Source organism: Pedobacter sp. B4419 (assembly GCF_059693725.1).
Genome location: NZ_JCASSL010000002.1, coordinates 1,093,635 through 1,113,934, shown reverse-complemented (window position 1 = coordinate 1,113,934; position 20,300 = coordinate 1,093,635). Strand labels below are relative to the sequence as shown.

Sequence of the window (20,300 nt, the reverse complement as noted above, 5' to 3'; positions counted from 1 at the left end):
TTAATTAAAAGTATAATATTGATAAAAAGAGTGTTAAATATTAGACTAATGCGCCTATATTTGGCATTTTAGCAGCATTTAGACAGGTACAATGGTTCCAAAAGGAAAATTAATCATCATAGGTGGCGCAATAGATACAGGAAGTTTTGCCGAAACACAGTTCGGATTGCCACAAAACATGAACTTTTTTGAGCGTGGAATTTTAAAACGGATTGCCACAGAATCAATTAAAGGAAACGATTCTCGTTTTGAAATCATGACAACCGCTTCGTTGATTCCAGAAAAAGTTGGAGAAGAATACATCAAGGCCTTTGCACAGTTAGATGTGCACGACATTGGCGTACTGAATATCGGAAGCCGCGAAGAGGCCAACAAGCCTGAATATGCAGAGCGGATCAAATTGGCGGATGTAATTATTTTTACCGGAGGTGATCAGTTGCGGCTATCCTCAATTTTTGGTGGTACAGAAATCCACCGTATCTTATTGGACAAATACCAAAACACAGATTTCGTTATTGCAGGAACTTCTGCAGGTGCGGCTGCCAGCTCTAAAAACATGATTTACCAAGGCAGCAGCAAGGACGCGCTTTTAAAAGGCGAGGTAAAAATTACCGGTGGTTTGGGCTTTATTGATGATGTAATTGTAGATACGCATTTTGTGCAGCGTGGCCGTATTGGCCGCTTGTTGTACGCTACCGCCAGTAATCCTGGAATTTTAGGCATTGGCTTGGGCGAAGATACCGGACTTTACATCCATAACAATACCATGGAAGCCATTGGCTCGGGCATGGTCATTTTAGTAGATGGCCGGTTTATGGCCGATACCAACCTTACCGATGTAGAAATGGGCCAACCTGTTTCCATTAAAAACATGGTGGTGCACGTGATGTGCGATGGTGATATTTATGATCTAATGAGCCACCAGTTGGTGATCCATCACCCTAAAGCAGTGCCGACGGAATAGACAGACGTTAGGCGATTGGCGTGAGGCGATAAGCGTTTATTGACGCTACACCTAACTCAATACGCTGTACGCAATACCCCAAACACTCAACTCAAGATGAAAGTAATCATACACGGTGGATTTTTCAGCGAATCTGCTACCAATCAGGAAACAAAAAAGGCCAAGCAAGATGCTTTGGCAGCTATTGTAGAAAAGGCCTATCGCTTTTTAGTCAACCATACCGCTTTAGAAACAGTGGTGTATACGGTAGCCCTGCTAGAAGACAACGAACTTTTTAATGCAGGCATTGGCTCGCAAATCCAGAGCGATGGCAAAGTAAGGCTAAGCGCTGCTTTAATGGATGGCCAAACCCAAAAATTTAGTGGAGTAATCAACCTCGAAGACGTAAAAAACCCAATAGAAGTAGCTGAAAAACTGCTGGCCTACGATGACCGTGTACTGAGTGGAGAAGGCGCGCAAGCTTTTGCAAGGGCAAATAGTTTCGAATATTTTAGTCCGGTTACCGCACAACGTCAAGCCGAGTACGAAGAAAAACTGAACCAACAAGGCAGAAAAGGAACGGTAGGCTGCGTAGCTTTAGATGCAGAAGGGAATTTGGCGGCAGCGACCTCAACAGGAGGCAAAGGCTTCGAAATTCCTTGCCGCGTGAGCGATTCGGCAACAGTTGCCGGCAATTTTGCCAATCAATTTGCAGGAATTTCTTGTACGGGCGTAGGCGAGGATATTGTGAGTGGTGCATTGGCGGCTAAAATCGTAACCCGCGTAACCGACGGTTTTACGCTTGAAGAGGCTTGCAACAAGTCATTTGCCGAATTAAAATCTTTTGACGGCTTTGCCGGTGTGGTGGGTATTTCTGCCAAAGGCGAAGTTTACCACTGCGATTCGCACCCCTATATGGTGTGGGCAGCTTTTGATGGTAGTTTACAAGTGTTTAACTAAAAAATATTTATCTTTATCGGATGAAGATAATTCAGTTAGCTCTCATCTCCCTATTTTTTACTTCTATTGCTGTAGCCCAAAATATAAATGCTGGGCCCCAAGACGTTTCTCAAAATACGGTAGGGAATGCCATTAACATTGCGGTTTCTATCAAAGACGAAACGGATGGCGATGACTTTTTTGCCGATGCCGAGCGCAATGAGCGCCAAGGCGATTTGAACGAAGCGCTCACTTTATTCGGTAAAGCGGCCTTTGAATATAACAACGACAGGAAATTCAGTCGCTATGGCGCTGCTTTATTGCGCATGAGCAATATCCATTTGTTGCTTTCGCACTACACAGAGGCAGAGCAGGTCATCTTAAACGTAGCACTCAAAACTTATTCAAAAATAGGCAGCAAATCTGGCCAGATGGCTTCTTACAACCAATTGGGCAAAATCTATTATGCTGCCAATAAACTCACCCAATCCCTTTGGTTCTATACCCAACAGGGCATTTTGGCGCAACAACTCAAAAACCATACTTCTTATATCGATTCGGTATTGGGAATCGCCCAGATCAAAATCAAAAAGAAAGAATATGTGCTGGCCACCAAAGACGTAAACAGGGCTGAACTATTGGCAAAGAATGCCAAGATTACCCAGTTTAACCAGCAGATCAAAACAAGCAGGAGCCTGATCAACGAAAAAACCACAACCAAAAAATAGGTTATTTTAGCTTAAACATTAATTTTAGATTGGGTTATCTTTATAAAGATTACAAAAAAGATACAGATTAATACTGTATCTTTTTTGTTTATTTAAGAAATTGGTATCATATTGGATGATGATTTTATAAGAATGGATTTTAAAACTGTTAAAGAGATGTTGAGAAGAGTATTGATGATAACGTTTACAGCCGCGGCCCTGGCCTGTAGCGCATCGCCAAAAGCCCAAAAAATGGTTGAAGGCGTACAAAATATAAAGCCAGATGAACAACAAAGCTTGGTGTTAAGGCAAGTGGTAAACCTAATCGAGAGCTATAACTATAAGAAGTTGGAAATTAACGATTCGATTTCTTCTATCGTTTTAGACAGGTATATCAAGGCATTGGATCCCTCTAAATATTATTTCCTGGCCAGCGATATCAAGGAATTTGATAAGTTTAGGACAACCTTAGACGATGATTTCAGAATCGGCGATCTAAGTGCCCCTTTCTATATTTTCAATGTTTACCTTAAAAGATACAATGAGCGCATCGATTATTCGATTGCCCAAATTAAAGGCAAATATGATTTCAACCAGAACGACACTTATGTGTACGACCGTGAAAAAATGCCTTGGATTACGACTGCGGCAGGTTTAGACGATGTTTGGAAGAAAAGGGTAAAATACGAATTGGTGAACCTGAAAATTGCGGGTACTTCTGATGCCAAGAATACAGAAACTTTAACCAAAAGATACCAGAACCTAAAATCACAAGCAGCCAAATTCAATAACCAGGATGTTTTCCAGATTATAATGGATGCTTTTACGGAAGCGGTAGATCCACATACCAATTACTTTAACCCTCGAAACGCAGAAGTGTTTAACCAAGAGATGTCTCGTTCAATTGAGGGCATAGGTGCCACTTTGCAATTAGAGAATGAAGTAACCAAAATTGTATCTATTGTACCTGGAGGTCCAGCTTTCAAAAGCAAGCAATTAAATGCTGGCGATAGGATTGTAGCCGTAGCCCAAGGTGCCAATGGCGAATTCGAAGATGTAATTGGTTGGAGAATTGACAATACCGTTTCAAGAATTAAAGGCCCTAAAGGTACTACCGTAAAACTAAAAGTAATCCCTGTTGGACAAGAGCTTTCTTCAAAACCGATTATAATTACTTTGGTGCGTGAAAAAGTGATTTTAGCTGACCAGTCTGCCAAAAAATCAGTAAAAACTATCCAATCGGATGGCAAGCCTTATAAGATCGGAATTATCCAGGTACCAGCTTTCTATGCAGATTTTAAAGCAGCTAATGCTGGCGATCCAAATTATAAAAGCACCACTCGTGATGTCCGCTTATTGATTGATACCTTGAAAAATACTGATAAAGTAGATGCCATTATCATGGACTTAAGGTCTAATGGTGGCGGTTCATTGATAGAGGCGATCGATTTAACCGGTTTGTTTATTGACAAAGGTCCGGTAGTACAGGTAAAAGACTTAAGAAATAGCATTGATGTAAACGAAGATAAAGATGCTGGCGCAGTTTGGACAGGTCCAATGGGTGTAATGGTAGATCGTTTAAGTGCATCGGCTTCAGAGATTTTTGCTGGCGCGATACAAGATTATGGCAGGGGAATTATCATGGGTACCCAAACCTATGGCAAGGGAACCGTACAATCGTCGATAGATTTAAACCGTTTGGTTAATCCATCGGTATTGCAAAAAATGGCTGCTCTTTTCAAAAAAGACAGCAAAGGCGTAGTGATCTCGCCACAGGGCAGCAACGCGATATTGGATAAAGATGGCATCCCACAATTGGGACAAATCAACCTCACCATGGCTAAATTCTATCGTGTAAACGGTAACAGTACCCAACATAAAGGCGTAATCCCTGATATCAATTTCCCATCTGTTTATCCTTTGGATAAAATTGGAGAAGATACAGAGCCATCGGCCTTGCCTTTCGACATGATCAAGCCATCTAATTATAAAGTAGTAGCTGATTTAACCGATATCAAAGCCAATTTGTTAAGGCTGCATGAGCAAAGAATGAAAAGCTCTCTAGATTATAAGGTACTGAACGAAGACATCGCAGATTCTAAAAAACGTGATGGTGAAACTTCTATTACCTTGAACGAAGCTAAATTGAAAGCCGAAAGAGATGCGTTAGAAAGCAAAGGCTTGAGCCGTTTAAACGAGCTAAGAGCATCAAGAGGCCTAGCTCCAGTTAAAAAAGGAGATAAGATCGGTAAAGATGAAGATTATGATTTGGTGCAAGACGAAAGCATCAAAGTAATGATCGATTTGATGAAGATGACCGAAGGCAACAGGTTAACCAATGTGCCTAAGACATTCGAGAAATAGAGAATAATAATTCGATGATAAAGAAAAGTCCCGGCCATTGGCCGGGACTTTTTTTGTTATTCTGTCATTGCGAGGAAGAATGACGAAGCATTTTGTGTTTACGAATGACAATAGTTTATTCTAACTTATTTCTTGCCTTTGTTTGGATCTAGCTGCATGGCCATCATTTCTTTCATGGTTTTGTTCATGCCTTCGGTGCTGCCATCCAAGAAAATGATGTTGCCATCACCGTATTCGGCAAATTGCTTAATGGCTTCTGTCCACATGGTAAATAAAATTACCGAAGTATCTAAATTGGCCTGTTGCATTTCTTGGGCGGCATTGGTCATCCCTTTAGCCACCTCTTCCCTAAACAAGGCAATACCTTGTCCACGCAATTGTGCCGCTTCACGTTCGGCAGTTGCCGCAATTTTAATGGCATTACCATCAGCTTCTGCTGCTTTGGTTTTGGTAATCAATAGAGCTTGGCCTTCGTTTTCTGCAGCGGCCTTTAGGTTGTTAGATGCTACTACGCGGCTCATTGAGCGCATAATCTCTTCATCAAAGGTAATATCGTTCAATTGCAGGTCTTGCAGGTGATAGCCCCAGCTTTCCAATACCTGGTCTATCTGGTGTTTTACGTGCTCTACAATCTCGTTTCTTTGTGCCAATACGTTGGCCTGTTTTTGTGTAGCTACATAAGCCCTTATCGATCCCTCAATGGTGCGGATCAAAGCCTGCATCAGGTTGCTGGCATCAACAAACTTAAAAGCTACGTTTTTAATGGTTTCCTCGTCGTGGTTCAATACCGAATACAGCAACATGGCCTTAAAATATACATTGGCCTGATCATGCGTAACGGCTTGGAAAGAAAGCTCAACCGAGCGGTTTTGTATCGAAATTCTAGAGTGGATCTGTTCAATGAGCGGAATCTTCAGGCTTAATCCCGGGCGTAGCTGCCTGCGGTATTTCCCAAATATGGTAATCACGGCAATAGTGCCCTGCTTAACCGTAACAAAAGAGCTAAAGAGGATGATCAGTCCGAAGAAAAGCAGCCCATAAAAAAAATAGTCCATGATATTTGATTTTAAATTACAACCAATATTACTAATAAATTGATTTTCTATGTAGCTTTATTTTAGATATTTTATAATCAAACATTTATGAAACTAAAATTAGGTTTATCGCTAATTGGCTTGGCTTTGCTAACAGCCTGCCAAAACAAGAATACCGAAAGTGCAGAACGGACGGTATTTCTGGATAAAGCCGGAATGGACACCACGGTTAATCCAGGAGACAATTTCTTCGAATATGCAAATGGCAAATGGATGAAGGCCACGGTGATTCCCGACGACCAAAGTGGTTGGGGAAGTTTCTATACCTTGTATGAAGATAACCTCAAAAAACTGCGAGACATTGTAGAAGAAGCCGAAAAATCAACTTCGCCAAAAGGAAGCATCAAACAAAAAGTTGGCGATTATTATGCCAGTGGCATGGATACGGTAACCATCGAAAAACTAGGTGCCGAACCTTTAAAGCCTGTGTTGGCTAAAATAGAAGCTGCAAAAGACTATAAAGAATTGGTAAGCCTGCTAGCCGAATTGTCAAAAACCGACGAAGCAGGCATTTTGGGAATGGGCGTTGGTGCAGATGAAAAGAACAGCGTAAAAAATATCCTATCTTTTCGTCAATCGGGATTGTCGCTGCCAGAAAAAGAATACTATTTTAAAACAGACAGCACTACTAAAGTGGCAAGAGCTGGCTTTATAACCTTTGCTGCTAAACTGTTCAGCTTAACGGGCGTAGATACTGCCACTGCGACTAAAAATGCAAATGCCGTTTTGGCCCTCGAAACTGAGTTGGCGAAATCTCACCGTAGCCCAGAAGCGCTGAGAGATCCACAAAAGAACTATAACAAAATGACCGTTGCCCAATTGGGAGCTTTGGCGCCGAACCTTAATGTGCCATCGCTTTTTGCGGCCATGCAACTTAAAACCGATAGCGTTAACATTGGCCAGCCGGATTATTTTAAGACGCTAAGCGCCTTATTGGCAAGCCAGCCTTTAGCAGTTTGGAAAACCAAATTCAAATACGATTACATGGCCAGAAATGCAGGCTTGTTGAGCAAGGCTTTTGTTGATGCCTCTTTTGATTTCAATAAGATTTTTAATGGACAAAAGAAACAATCGGAGCGTTGGAAAAGATTGGTTAGTGGCATTGATGCCAACCTCGGCGATCTGCTGGGACAGCTTTATGTAGAAAAATATTTTACGCCAGAAGCCAAGCAAAGAATGGACGAATTGGTGAACAACCTGCAAAAGGTATTCGCCTCCAGAATTTCAAAACTCGATTGGATGAGTGCCGAAACCAAGACCAAAGCAACTCAAAAACTGAATGTCTTTTTGAAGAAAATAGGTTATACCAGCAAATGGAAAAGCTTTGACGATGTAGCCATTAACAAAGGCGATTACCTGGGCAATGCACGCAATGCCAGAATCCATGCCTACAATGAGGAGCTCAGTAAAATTGGCAAGCAGGTTGATAAAACCGAATGGGAGATGACGCCACCTACGGTAAATGCCTATTACAATGCAACGTTTAACGAAATTGTTTTTCCAGCGGGGATATTGCAATTCCCTTTCTTTGATGCCAAGGCAGATGACGCCATTAATTATGGTGCCATTGGTGCGGTAATCGGTCACGAAATGACCCACGGTTTTGACGACGAAGGCCGTCAGTACGATGCTGCAGGCAACATGAAAGACTGGTGGACTAAAGCGGATGCCGATCAGTTTAAAGCGAGGTCGGGCAAGGTAGAGGCATTATATAACGGCTTTACCTTGTTGGGCAATGAGCATGTAAACGGCAAGCTTACCTTGGGCGAAAACCTGGCCGATATTGGAGGCTTGGCTATTGCTTACGATGCCTTTAAATTGACCAAGCAAGGCAAGGAAGGAACCGAAAAAATTGATGGGTTTACCCCAGATCAGCGCTTCTTTTTAAGCTTTGCCCAAGTGTGGCGAATTAAAGACAGAGATGAAAACATGCGCGTTCGGATCAAAACAGATCCGCACTCTCCAGAAATGTTTAGGGTTAACGGTCCGGTTTATAATATGGAAGCATTTTATAAGGCTTTTAACATCCCTAAAACCGCTAAAATGTATGTAGCGCCTGAAAACAGGTTAGGTGTTTGGTAGGTAATCGATTGCGATATTATACAAAGAGCAGCATCATTCATTTGGTGCTGCTTTTTTTTGAAACATAAGCGGAGCAGCTTTGTTGTTAGGGTACAAGTTTTACCTTATGAACGTAAAAAGAATTTTTGGAACGATATTGACCATTTTAGGTATTATCGGACTGGTTTATGCAGGCATAGGCTTTGTAAACCATAGTGCTGGCTCACGTGGGTTAATCGTTTATGGTGTGATCGGAATAATCTTTTTTGTGTCTGGCATCGGACTGATCAAGAATACAAGAGACGAATCCTAGCTATTTGAGCTTGCGCTTGTGCCTGATAATCATAAATTGACTGGTGCCAACAAATAATCCGGCAAATGCAACAATCAGTTTAGAGTTGAGGTTGTCATCAGGGGCGGTAGCAATCATATAGCCTGCTGCAATGGCCAATGCAATCCCGGCAACGAATAGCATATAATGAACGATTAGGCCTTTCTTCATAGTGTTAGTTTTTTAACCTGATTTGATTATTTTCAAAGATAAGGTTATGCCCGGCAAAATCGATATCGGTCAGGGTCTTCATTTTGTCAAATGCGGTATGGTTCTCATCTACCGTCAATCTGTTTACCTTATCCTGCTTTACCGAAACGACATCGGCATATAAGAAATCGCCTTTGCTGTTAATTTTAAGCTGCAATAAAGGCGCAAAGCCATTCGGTCCTTTGAGACTGAACATGCCGTAGGTACAGAAATTACCCAGGCTATAGGCTATAAATTTGTTTTGGTATACCTCAACGGCGCGTGTTACATGCGGACCATGGCCCAGCACTACATCAGCACCTGCATCTATTACGCCATGGGCGAAGGCATAAACATTGCCTCTGTTTTCCTTAAAGAAGATTTCTGTTTTACGGGTTACGTGCTCAAAACGCGCTCCCTCGCCACCGCCGTGAAAAGATACGATCACAATATCAGCCTGCTTTTTCAGCTCTGCAACCAGTGCTTTGGCACTATCGATGTTTTTGATGGATACCGTATTCTCGTTAGGGGCAAAAGCACAAAAAGCATATTTAACGCTGTCTATTTCAAAGAGCTCGAAAGGCTTGTTCAATTGGCCGGCATAATGGATCTGCAACGAGTCTAATATTTTGGCGGTATTCTTGCGTCCTTTGGCATCGAAATCGCCTACGTGGTTATTGGCTATGCTCAACACGTTAAAACCTGCTTTTTGATAAATGCCGGCATAGCGATCAGGCATCCTGAAAGCAAAGCAGTTGTTAGGGTTAATGCCTTTGCATTTGTTAGAGTTTCCCGAATTGAGAAAACAGCCTTCCAAATTGCCAAATACGATATCGCCTTTTAAAAAAGTGTCTACCGCAGCAAAACTGTTTACCGCATCATCGGGTGGCAAATTGAGTTTGCTGGGAAAGGCAGATCCCAGCATCATATCGCCAACGGCCACAATGCTGAGGGTGTCTTTTATTTTTTTGGCTTTTAGGGTATCGGGTTTTTCCTGTTTTACTTCTGCCAGAGTTTTGCTTTGACAACTCATCAATACATAAGCGGCCAAGAGTGCTAAAAAAGCAATGCTGAGGAGTTTCTTCATGGGTATCTACAAAAAATCCCTCCCGACTTATCGGGAAGGATTGAATATTTTTAATCGGATGCCTAAGGCTATTCTTCGATAAATTCTTTGTTTGCCGGATCTAAAATCCGTCCGCCCTTATAAAAATAGCGGCTGTAATAAGGTTCGTTCAAATTGCTGATGCGTACGCCTTTTACCGAGGCATGTGCAAAACGGTTATCGCCCAAATAAACGCCTACGTGCGAAATGCTGCGGCTTTTGATTTTGAAGAAAACCAAGTCGCCTTCTTTCAGCTCGTCTCTCGATAAAGGATCAACCATGCTAAAAATATCACGCGAGTTGCGCAAGATGGTAGTATTAAAAACTTTATCGTAAATGGCTTTGGTAAAGGCTGAGCAATCGATTCCTTTTTTGGTATTTCCGCCGTAACGGTATGGGGTTCCGATCCACTCGTAGATAAATTTATACAATTTCAAGTTTGATGTCGCATCTACTGCTACACCCATTACCTGCGAGAAATATTGTGAGGCTAAGTTATCAGGATCTTCTAGTTTGGCTTCTTTTGGCTTATTGTTTTGTGCGAATGTGGCTGTAAAGCTGCTGAGGACGATAAGGCTAGAAAACAAAATCTTTTTAATCATGTTATACTGTTAAGTTTGGGTAAACGGGGACTTACACTTAAACGTACACCACATGGGCTTATTGTTAGGGTAGCAAAAATATGTCTTTTGCAAATGTTATCCAAATGTATTTCAGTTAAATGTAAAAGTTATTAACATTTCCTTTGTTTATCAGCGATGAAGCCACTTTCTTTAGGCCACTTTTGTTGATAATTCGTTTATGTTAAGCTAATTACTGCTCTTTTAGGTAACAATGCTGTAACATGTGGATAACCTAAAAGGGGCCAAAACGATAAAAGGGCTGGGTTTTATAAAATTTATGGCGAATCTTCTGGTTATTAATCGGCAACCGAATATTATTTTTTCATTTTTGATAATCGAGCATCAAAAAATAGGGTGAAAATCTCGACAGAAAAATATTAATGTCCCATTAAGCTAACTGGCAGTCTATATAAGTGTAATTCAGACACTAAAATGTTGCAAAATCCTTTATGTTTAGGGCTCGGCACAGATAATTTTACACTCGATGATGAGAGAAAATATAATAAAAAAATTAAATTTGCTCTCGTAAATAAAAATCAATACCCAAACATGAGTGCAGTAGAAATAAATAAGGATACCTATTTGAAGTGGTTTGAGTCGATGTTGCTGATGCGCAAGTTCGAAGAGAAGACCGGACAACTTTACGGACAGCAAAAAATACGCGGATTTTGTCACCTTTACATTGGCCAGGAAGCAGTAGTTGCCGGTGCCATTTCAGCAATGGAAAAAGGCGACTCAATGGTAACTGCTTATCGCGACCATGCCCATGCCTTGGCTTTAGGCGTTAGCGCCGATAGCATTATGGCCGAAATGTATGGCAAAGCTACAGGCTGCTCAAAAGGTAAAGGCGGTTCTATGCACATGTTCAGTAAAGAACATCATTTTTATGGTGGTCACGGTATCGTAGGTGGTCAAATTCCACTTGGAGCCGGTATCGCTTTTGCAGAAAAATACAAAGGTACTAAGCACGTAAATATCTGCTATATGGGCGATGGAGCCGTTCGTCAAGGTGCCTTGAACGAAGCCTTCAACATGGCTATGCTATGGAAATTGCCTGTAATTTTTGTTTGCGAAAACAATGGTTATGCCATGGGAACTTCGGTAGAACGTACCACCAACATGACAGATATCTATAAAATTGGTTTAGGTTTCGATATGCCATGTGCACCAGTTGATGGAATGGATCCTGTTGCAGTTCACAATGCGATGGACGAAGCTATCCAACGTGCTCGTGCAGGTGAAGGCCCAACCTTTTTGGAAATGAGAACTTACCGTTACCGCGGACACTCGATGTCTGATCCGGCAAAATACCGTACCAAAGACGAATTAGAAGAATATAAAGCTAAAGATCCAATCGAAAGCGTAAGAGAAGCTATTTTGAAAGAAAAATATGCCGATGAAAACTGGATCAACGAAATTGAAGAGAAAGTAAAAGGCATTGTAGAAGCATCTGTAAAATTTGCTGAAGACTCTCCATGGCCAGATGCATCGGAGCTTTACACAGATGTGTATGTGCAAACCGATTATCCTTACGTAAAAGATTAATTTTTAGAACGCATTTCATTAGATTTATATAGATGGCTGATATAGTAAGAATGCCTAAGATGAGCGACACCATGACCGAAGGGGTAATGGCGAAGTGGCATAAAAAAGTAGGCGATAAAGTAAAAAGCGGCGATGTTTTGGCCGAAGTGGAAACCGATAAGGCAACCATGGACTTAGAATCCTATTGGGATGGAACAATTCTGCACATCGGAGTTGAAGAAGGCAAAGCCGTTCCAATTGATGCCGTAATTGCCGTAATTGGTAAAGAGGGCGAAGACTATAAAGCTGCCTTGGCTGCAGAAGGTGGCGAGGCAAAAGCCGATGCGCCCAAAGCTGAGGCTCCAAAAGAAGAAGCAAAAGCGGAAGCCCCTGCACAAGGTGGTGGCCTAAGCGAAGAAGAGCTGAGCAAAAAAGGAGTAACGGTGATCCGTATGCCTTTGCTGAGCGATACCATGACCGAAGGCGTAATTGCCGAATGGCATAAAAAAGTAGGTGATAAAGTAAAAGACGACGATATCCTTGCCGACGTAGAAACCGATAAGGCTACGATGGAGGTAATGGGCTACGCTACGGGTACTTTGTTGCACATTGGTGTAAATAAAGGCGAAGCAGCCAAAGTTAATGGCATTATTGCCATTGTTGGTCCAGAAGGAACTGATATCTCTGGAATTTTGTCACAGGGCGATGCGCCACAAAAGGCGGAAAGTTCAAAATCAGAAAGTCCAAAGGCTGAAAGCTCAAAAGAGGCTGATGCACCGCAAAGCGAAGAAAAAGCACAAACAGTTTCGAATGCAAACGGAGGCCGTATCATTGCCTCGCCTTTGGCTAAGAAAATTGCACAAGAAAAAGGAATAGATTTAAGCCAGGTTTCGGGTAGTGCCGAAGGTGGCCGTATCATTAAAAAGGATATCGAAAACTTTAAAGCTTCGGCTGCGCCACAGGCAGAGGGTCAGAAGTCTGAAAGTTCGGCAGTAAAAGCAGCTCCAGCCATTCCTTCATTTGTTGGCGAAGAGAAGTTTAGCGAAAGACCAGTTACCCAAATGCGTAAGGCAATTAGCAGACGTTTATCTGAAAGCTTGTTCACTGCGCCGCATTTCTATGTAACCATGAGCATCGACATGGATCAAGCCATTGCTGCTCGTGCTAAAATGAACGATTTTGCTCCAGTTAAGATTTCCTTCAACGATTTAGTGGTAAAAGCAGTAGCGATTGCCTTGAAACAACATCCAGCTATTAATTCATCTTTCCAAGGCGATACCATCCGTACCAACGAACACGTACACGTAGGGGTGGCTGTAGCGGTTGACGAAGGCTTGTTGGTTCCGGTAATCCGTTTCGCTGATGGCAAATCATTGAGCCATATCTCTGCAGAAGTAAAAGACTTCGCCGGAAAAGCAAAATCTAAAAAACTGCAGCCAGCAGAAATGGAAGGTTCTACCTTTACCATCTCTAACTTGGGTATGTTTGGTGTTGACGAGTTTACGGCCATCATCAATACACCAAATGCCTGTATCTTGGCCGTAAGTGGCATTGCACAAGTACCAGTAGTTAAAAATGGCGCAGTGGTACCAGGAAATGTAATGAAAGTAACCCTAAGCTGCGATCACCGTGTGGTTGATGGCGCTACTGGTGCAGCTTTCTTGCAAACCCTAAAAGCATTGCTAGAAGAGCCAGTAAGGTTATTGGTTTAATCAAATTTGTCATCCTGAGCTTGTCGAAGGACGACGACAAGATAATAAAAAGGCTACCTGAAAAGGTGGCCTTTTTTGTTGGAAAAGACTTAAAAGCTAAGCGGATTTGTTATTTTTAGGTATGCCAAGTTATACCTAGCCTGTGTTGCCATGAATACCGATCTGTTTTTTCAAAAAATCCGTACTTATTACAATATTTCTGAGCAAACAGAACTGGCTTGTAAACATCTTTTGCGTCTTAAGAAATATAATAAAAACGAAAATTTTGTTACGGTTGGACAGCAGCCCAAAAAAATAGCTTTCGTGGTGGAAGGACTTCTTTCTCAAAATTACATGAGTGATGAAGGCAATGTGGTGATTAAATATTTTTTTCCAGAAGGACGAATCGCCGCCTCTTTAAGTGCAATGCTGGCTAACAAACCAAGCCAGTTTTACATCACCGCAATTGAAGATACCACAGTGCTGGAGTATGACTTTTTTGAATTTAAAAAGCTATTTGACCAGTTTCCAGATCTTGCCTTGTTTTATATCCGATATACCGAACTGCATTGGATTATAGAAAAGGAACCTTTGGAAGTGGCCTTCCGTACAGAAACCGCGGCCAAGCGCTATGACGATTTTCTTCAAAAATATCCCCAGTTGGTCAAAAGGCTGAAGAAGCATCACATCGCTTCGTATTTGGGTATCACGCCAACCCAATTGAGCCGAATATTTTTAGCCAATAAATAATTTTTCATTTCCTCAACATATGTAAAAGTTTAGTTTAAACAGGTGCCCCATCTTTGTGTCATCATTAACAATTTAAACTTAAAAAAAATGGCTACGAAAATTTTCATCAATCTTCCGGTAAGAGATCTGAACAAATCAATTTCTTTCTTTACCGAACTTGGGTTTAACTTCAACCCTCAATTTACCGACGATAAGGCAGGCTGTATGGTAGTAAGCGATAATATATTTGTAATGCTCTTAACCGAAAGCTATTTTCAGACGTTTACACCAAAGCAAGTTAGCGATGCGAAAAAAGCTACAGAAGTTTTAATCGCCCTCGATTCGAATTCGAAAGAAGAGCTGCAGCAATTGGTAGAAAAGGCAAAAGAACTGGGCGCTGCGATTAATACCGAAGCACAAGATCATGGCTGGATGTACCAACATGGCTTTGCTGATTTAGATGGACATCAATGGGAATTGGCCTATATGGATATGAACCAGCTTCCCAGCGAGTAATTTTTAAACCTAAAAAGATCAAAATGTCATTATACAATCCAAAATTCGATGAATATATTGCAAAGTCGGCCGATTTTGCGAAACCAATTATGGAATATTTGCGAGAACTCATCCATGAAACATGTCCAGCTGTTGAAGAAGTGATCAAATGGGGCATTCCACATTTCGATTATAATGGCGATATGATGTGTATCCTGGCAGGCTATAAGAATCATTGTTCGTTTAGCCTTTACAAAGCAGAACTGATGACTCATCCAAAGCTAAAGGAGAACCTTAAGCCTGAACAAAAGATGGGGAATATGGATAAATTAAAATCCCTTTCCGATTTGCCAGCCAAAGCAGTATTGGTAGCCTATCTACAGGAAGCGATGGCCTTGAATGACAACGGAGTAAAGAAGGTAAAGCCAAAAGCCGAAACTCCAAAGGTAATCGAGGTGCCCGATTATTTTAAGGAATGTTTGGATGCCCATCCATTGGCAAAAGAAGTTTTTGAAAGTAAATCTCCATCTTTTCGAAAAGACTATCTCGTTTGGATCATAGATGCAAAGACGGAAGCTACAAGGCAAAAAAGAATAGAGCAATCGCTAGAATGGATCGCAGCAGGAAAAGGCAGGTTCTGGCAATATAACAAGTGATTGGGTTGCTCTCATCCAACACTTCATGCCGGACTTGATTCAGCATCTTATCTTGAGATGAGATCCCGGATCAGGTCTGGGATGACGATTGAAGATAGGTTGGGGTTTTGTTTGCCGAAAAATACTAACTTTAGGTAAACCAACCCTATCTGATGATGAACGAATTAGCTACCCAACCCATCCAGCTCAATCAACGCACCGTAATTGTCGACATCTTAAGAGGCTGGGCGCTTTTTGGCGTAGTGCTCATGAACTATTACGATTTCTTTACGTTGGGCAGAAACTGGGAAACTTTTAAGCCCGACCTGCCCACTAATATCTTAATGTATACAGTAAGCTTTGTGTTCGCCGCCAAATCATGGACCATGCTCAGCATGCTTTTTGGCTATGGCTTTGCCGTGCTCATGAACAATGTAAGGAACAAAGGGCACAATCCTTACGGTTTTTTTGCTGGACGGATGTTCTGGCTCCTGGTATTGGCCTTGGTTAACAGTGCGATTTTCTTCGGTGATATTTTAAAGGATTATGCATTGTTGGGCCTGTTGTTGCTTTTCTTTTATCGAAGCTCCGCTAAAACGACCTTTATCGTCAGCATCATTTTGTTATTGTCTATTCCTGCCATAAGCTCTTTTATTTCCTCGTTAGGCGATACGGGTTGGAAGCGAATGACCGAACTCTTCCCTTTATACCGAAGCAACAACCTGTTGGATGTACTGTATTTCGGTCTCAAAGGCACCTGGTTTGCGCAAATTATCAGCAAGCCCTACCTATACACCGTACACGTGGTGATGTTCTGCTGTTTTTTATGGGGCTTTACCTTATATAAGATCAACTTTTTTGACCAGTTGGCCAGCAAGGTAAAATACATCAAAAGAACTTTTTGGATTTCACTAGGCATCGCCCTATTGCTTACCGCCTTCTTTATGGTAAGCCAGCACTTTAAATGGCAAGGCATTGGCAAATATTATAACATGCGTTATTGGGTAGTACTCAGCACCATGCTGTTCATCAGTTCGGCTATTTGCTGGCTCTATGTTGCAGGCAACTGTAAGCGGTTCTTTGCCAGCATGGCCATTATGGGCAAAATGACATTGACCAATTACATGACACAAAACCTGATTGGCTTATTTGTTTTTTCTGGTTTCGGATTGGGCATTTGGAACACGAGACCAATCTGGTTTTACCTGTTGCTGGCCATTGTAGTTTATACCTTGCAGGTTTATTTTAGCAAATGGTGGCTCGCTCGCTATAACTACGGCCCTATCGAATGGATTTGGCGCCAGCTCAGCTACAGAAAACGCTTGCCGTTAAGGAAATAATCCCTATCGGCGAAAAACACCTACAATAACGTTAATGGATAAAGAAGACTAAAACAGTAAATTAGTTATAAATAACCAACACCAAATAAACAGATGAAAAGACTAACCTTTGCCCTTATGGCGGTTGTTGCTTTGAGCAGCTGCAAGCAATCGGGCCAATCGGGTACCACAACCGAGAATAAGAATTTCGCAACGCTTTGCGAGCAATATTATGAAGATGGTTTAAAACTGGCACCATTAAATGCCACTTTTGCTGGCGATAACCGTTACAACGATCTCTTGCCAAACGATGGATCGCAGGCTTACATCGCAGAATCTAAAAAATTCAACGAACGCTTTCTGGATAGCTTAACCCATTATGATCGAGAAAAACTAAGTGACAATGATAAGCTGTCTTTCGATTTTATGAAAGACCAATTAGAAATAAACATAGAAGGCTTTAAATACCATTCAGAGTACCTGCCTTTTAACCAGATGGTGGCGCTGCCGCTAGTCATTGGTCAGTTGGGTTCGGGTACAGGTGCCCAACCATTTAAAACTGTTAAAGATTATGCCGATTGGCTCAAAAGGGTTTCGGCCTTTTCAATTTGGGCAGATACAGCTATTGGGAATTTTAAAAAAGGAATGCAGGCAGGTGTGGTATTGCCAAAGGCCCTTGTGGTTAAAATGATCCCGCAGATGCAGGGAATGGTGGTAAGCAATCCAGAACAAAGTCTTTTTTACGGACCGGTAAAACTGACGCCAAAAGATTTTAGCGATGCCGACAAAAAGAAAATTACCGATGAATATAAAAATGCCATCACCACTGTAATTATACCTGCCTACAAAAAACTGGGCGATTTTCTGCAAAACGAATACCTGCCAAAAACAAGGGCTACCTCGGGATTTTCTGCCTTGCCAAATGGTGCCGAATGGTACGCTTATTTGGTTAAACAGCAAACAACCACCACCAAAACGCCTGAAGAAATTTATCAGACTGGCTTAAAAGAAGTGGCCAGGATAAAAGGACAGATGGACAGCATTAAGAACCAGACGGGCTTTAAGGGCGATTTGAAGGCTTTCTTCGAGTACATGAAGACCGATCCAAAATTCATGCCTTACAAAACGCCTCATGAGGTTTTGGCTGCTTTTGAAAACATTCACGAACGCATGAAGCCGAACCTGAAAAAAATGTTTGATCATGAACCTAAAACACCTTTCGAGATCAGGCAAACCGAGGCATTTAGAGCCGCTTCTGCCAGTGCCGAATACAACCAGGGTTCTGCCGATGGCAAGCGTCCGGGTATTTTTTATGTGCCTATTTTAGATGCCAAAAAATTTAACATTACCTCTGGCATGGAATCGCTTTTCTTGCACGAGGCTATTCCAGGTCATCATTACCAGATTTCGTTAACCCAAGAAAATACTTCATTGCCAAAGTTCCGCAGGTTTGGCTTCCATAATGCCTATGTAGAAGGCTGGGCTTTGTACTGTGAGTCGCTGGGCAAGGAATTGGGCCTTTACCAAGATCCTTACCAACATATGGGGGCCTTGGGCGATGAAATGCACCGTGCCATCCGTTTAGTAGTTGATGTGGCCATCCATACCAAAAACATGAGCCGCGAAGAGGCCATCAAATACATGATGGACAATGAAGCCATTAGCGAAGAAGGAGCTACGGCAGAAATCGAGCGTTACATGGGCATGCCGGCACAAGCCTTGGGCTATAAAACCGGTGCCATGAAAATAAGAGAATTGAGAACCAAATATGAAAAGGAATTGGGTGCCAAGTTCAAGCTGTCGGCCTTCCATACCGAAGTGCTTAAAGATGGTTCCTTGCCATTAAGCGTTTTCGAGGCCAAGATGAATGCTTGGGCTGCTAAACAGTAAGTTAGTTAGCAGTTGGCAGTTACAGTTTACAGTCACTTGCGAGGTTTTTAAAACTTCGCAAGTGTTTTTTGATCGTTCATTAGGCATTGGTTCATTGGCTGATTAGAGGGTTGGTCAAATCCAATTCCATCTTCCATTTTACCTCTTCCATCTCACACCCCTTCGCTATAGACTTCAGACTTCGGACTTAAGACTATTGACTTTTTTTGTACTTTTGTGCCATGTCTATTACCAAGCCAAGTCTGCCAAGTGGCACCAGAGATTTTTCGCCGCAAGAAATGGTGAAACGCAACTATATTTTTGATACCATTAAAACCGTATTCAGAAAATATGGCTATGCCGAAATACAAACCCCGAGCATGGAACAACTGACTACTTTAACCGGTAAGTATGGCGATGAAGGTGATAAACTAATCTTTAAAATTCTGAAGAGTGGAGATTTTTTGAAAAAAGTCGACGAAAAGCTCTGGGCAGCTAAAAACTCTTTGCTAACCATTCCAAAGATTTCCGAAAAAGCCCTTCGCTATGATTTAACTGTTCCTTTTGCGCGTTACGTGGTGATGCACCAAAACGATATCGCTTTCCCTTTTAAGCGCTTTCAGGTACAGCCGGTTTGGCGCGCAGATAAGCCACAAAGAGGACGTTACCGCGAGTTTTATCAGTGCGATGCCGATGTAGTTGGCTCTCCGTCTTTGTTAAACGAGGCAGAGTTTGTGCTCATCTACCACGAAGCATTGAGCAATTTAGGGCTGAAGGATTTTAACATTAAAATCAATAACCGCAAGATCCTTTCGGGCATTGCCGAAATAATTGGCAAGCCAGAACTGATCGTGGATATGACCGTAGCCATTGACAAGCTAGACAAGATCGGTTTGGATGGCGTAAGCAAAGAATTGCTGGTGCGTGGCTTTACCGAAGCTGATATCGAGCAATTGAAACCAGTTATTTTGTTGCAAGGTTCTAATGTGGAGAAGTTGGAAAGCTTGAAATCAGTCTTGGCCAATTCGGCTACAGGCTTAAAAGGCATTGAAGAGATCGAAACCGTTTTCAGTTACGTCTCCAAACTCCAAGCTGCAAACTCCAAAGTTAGCACTCAACTCGAGCTTGATATCACCCTGGCAAGGGGCCTTAACTACTATACTGGCTGTATTTTCGAGGTGAAAACCAACGAAGTAGCGATGGGCAGCATTGGTGGCGGTGGCCGTTATGATGATTTAACCGGTATGTTCGGCCTGAAAGATCTAACGGGTGTGGGCATCTCATTTGGTGCCGACCGCATTTACGATGTACTCGAAGAACTGAACCTCTTCCCTGCAACAGCTGCACAAGGAACCAAGGTATTAATTAGTAATTTTGATGAAGTTGCAGAATTGTATGCTTTGCCTATTTTGCAACAATTAAGAGCCTCTGGTATTGCAACGGAACTTTACCCGGCATCGGCCAAGCTTAAAAAACAATTGGGCTATGCCGATTCGAAAAATATTCCTTTTGTGATCCTAATTGGGGCCGATGAAATGCAACACGGTAAACTGACCCTGAAAGACATGAATAGTGGGGAACAGCAACAATTGGATGTGGCATCGATTATTGAGAAACTGACCTAAGAATGCGTCATGCTGGATATCGATCCCGGCATCTATCCCGAACACTTTGCTTCCGCC

18 protein-coding genes are annotated in these 20,300 nt (G+C 42.0%); 14 read left to right on the top strand and 4 right to left on the bottom strand.

Annotated elements, in window-relative coordinates; translation table 11 throughout:
- The first annotated feature begins 91 nt into the window (after positions 1–91).
- From AC570H_RS16350 to AC570H_RS16335, 4 genes are all read left to right on the top strand, one after another.
- Positions 92–964, top strand: coding sequence for a cyanophycinase (locus tag AC570H_RS16350; protein WP_497356731.1), 873 nt, complete (start codon positions 92–94; stop codon positions 962–964).
- A 96-nt stretch (positions 965–1,060) separates the two neighbouring features.
- Positions 1,061–1,903, top strand: a complete 843-nt coding sequence (locus AC570H_RS16345) for an isoaspartyl peptidase/L-asparaginase (RefSeq protein ID WP_497356729.1) — start codon at positions 1,061–1,063, stop codon at positions 1,901–1,903.
- A gap of 20 nt (positions 1,904–1,923) precedes the next feature.
- Positions 1,924–2,610, top strand: coding sequence for a hypothetical protein (locus AC570H_RS16340; protein ID WP_497356727.1), 687 nt, complete (start codon positions 1,924–1,926; stop codon positions 2,608–2,610).
- A gap of 132 nt (positions 2,611–2,742) precedes the next feature.
- The gene (locus AC570H_RS16335) at positions 2,743–4,953 is read left to right on the top strand and encodes a carboxy terminal-processing peptidase (protein ID WP_497356725.1); all 2,211 of its coding nucleotides are present in this window, start codon (positions 2,743–2,745) and stop codon (positions 4,951–4,953) included.
- Between the two features lie 125 nt (positions 4,954–5,078).
- On the opposite strand, the gene AC570H_RS16330 is transcribed toward AC570H_RS16335, so the two are convergent.
- Positions 5,079–6,008: an SPFH domain-containing protein gene (locus AC570H_RS16330; protein WP_497356723.1), complete on the bottom strand. Its 930-nt coding sequence runs from the start codon at positions 6,006–6,008 to the stop codon at positions 5,079–5,081.
- An 87-nt stretch (positions 6,009–6,095) separates the two neighbouring features.
- Here AC570H_RS16330 and AC570H_RS16325 point away from each other — a divergent pair, with 87 nt between their 5' ends.
- Positions 6,096–8,129 carry a M13 family metallopeptidase gene (locus AC570H_RS16325; protein WP_497356721.1) on the top strand — a complete coding sequence of 678 codons (2,034 nt, stop codon included), beginning with the start codon at positions 6,096–6,098 and terminating at the stop codon, positions 8,127–8,129.
- Between the two features lie 106 nt (positions 8,130–8,235).
- The gene (locus AC570H_RS16320) at positions 8,236–8,421 is read left to right on the top strand and encodes a hypothetical protein (protein ID WP_497356719.1); all 186 of its coding nucleotides are present in this window, start codon (positions 8,236–8,238) and stop codon (positions 8,419–8,421) included.
- Here AC570H_RS16320 and AC570H_RS16315 read toward each other — a convergent pair whose 3' ends face one another.
- The 3 genes from AC570H_RS16315 to AC570H_RS16305 all read right to left on the bottom strand — a co-directional run bounded on the left by AC570H_RS16315 (position 8,422) and on the right by AC570H_RS16305 (position 10,335).
- Positions 8,422–8,610, bottom strand: a complete 189-nt coding sequence (locus AC570H_RS16315) for a hypothetical protein (RefSeq protein WP_497356717.1) — start codon at positions 8,608–8,610, stop codon at positions 8,422–8,424.
- Between the two features lie 4 nt (positions 8,611–8,614).
- Positions 8,615–9,715 carry a CapA family protein gene (locus AC570H_RS16310; protein WP_497356715.1) on the bottom strand — a complete coding sequence of 367 codons (1,101 nt, stop codon included), beginning with the start codon at positions 9,713–9,715 and terminating at the stop codon, positions 8,615–8,617.
- Positions 9,716–9,783: 68 nt separating this feature from the next.
- Entirely contained in the window at positions 9,784–10,335 is a 552-nt protein-coding gene (locus AC570H_RS16305; RefSeq protein ID WP_497356713.1) for a C40 family peptidase, read from the bottom strand.
- 570 nt (positions 10,336–10,905) lie between these two features.
- On the opposite strand from AC570H_RS16305, the gene pdhA reads away from it, so the two are divergent.
- From pdhA to hisS, 8 genes are all read left to right on the top strand, one after another.
- Positions 10,906–11,901, top strand: a complete 996-nt coding sequence (gene pdhA, locus AC570H_RS16300; RefSeq protein WP_497356711.1) for a pyruvate dehydrogenase (acetyl-transferring) E1 component subunit alpha — start codon at positions 10,906–10,908, stop codon at positions 11,899–11,901.
- A 32-nt stretch (positions 11,902–11,933) separates the two neighbouring features.
- The gene (locus tag AC570H_RS16295; RefSeq protein WP_497356709.1) at positions 11,934–13,592 is read left to right on the top strand and encodes a dihydrolipoyl dehydrogenase family protein; all 1,659 of its coding nucleotides are present in this window, start codon (positions 11,934–11,936) and stop codon (positions 13,590–13,592) included.
- Between the two features lie 150 nt (positions 13,593–13,742).
- Positions 13,743–14,321 (top strand): Crp/Fnr family transcriptional regulator, encoded by a 579-nt coding sequence (locus AC570H_RS16290; protein WP_497356707.1) that lies wholly within the window; start codon positions 13,743–13,745, stop codon positions 14,319–14,321.
- Between the two features lie 87 nt (positions 14,322–14,408).
- Complete coding sequence (locus tag AC570H_RS16285; protein WP_497356705.1) at positions 14,409–14,816, top strand: VOC family protein; 408 nt, start codon at positions 14,409–14,411, stop codon at positions 14,814–14,816.
- Between the two features lie 23 nt (positions 14,817–14,839).
- Entirely contained in the window at positions 14,840–15,451 is a 612-nt protein-coding gene (locus AC570H_RS16280) for a YdeI/OmpD-associated family protein (protein WP_497356703.1), read from the top strand.
- Between the two features lie 152 nt (positions 15,452–15,603).
- Entirely contained in the window at positions 15,604–16,770 is a 1,167-nt protein-coding gene (locus tag AC570H_RS16275) for a DUF418 domain-containing protein (RefSeq protein WP_497356701.1), read from the top strand.
- Between the two features lie 93 nt (positions 16,771–16,863).
- A complete protein-coding gene (locus tag AC570H_RS16270; protein WP_497356699.1) occupies positions 16,864–18,639 on the top strand; it encodes a DUF885 domain-containing protein in 1,776 nt (591 codons plus the stop codon).
- A 221-nt stretch (positions 18,640–18,860) separates the two neighbouring features.
- Complete coding sequence (gene hisS, locus AC570H_RS16265; protein WP_497356697.1) at positions 18,861–20,243, top strand: histidine--tRNA ligase; 1,383 nt, start codon at positions 18,861–18,863, stop codon at positions 20,241–20,243.
- Positions 20,244–20,300 lie beyond the last annotated feature (57 nt).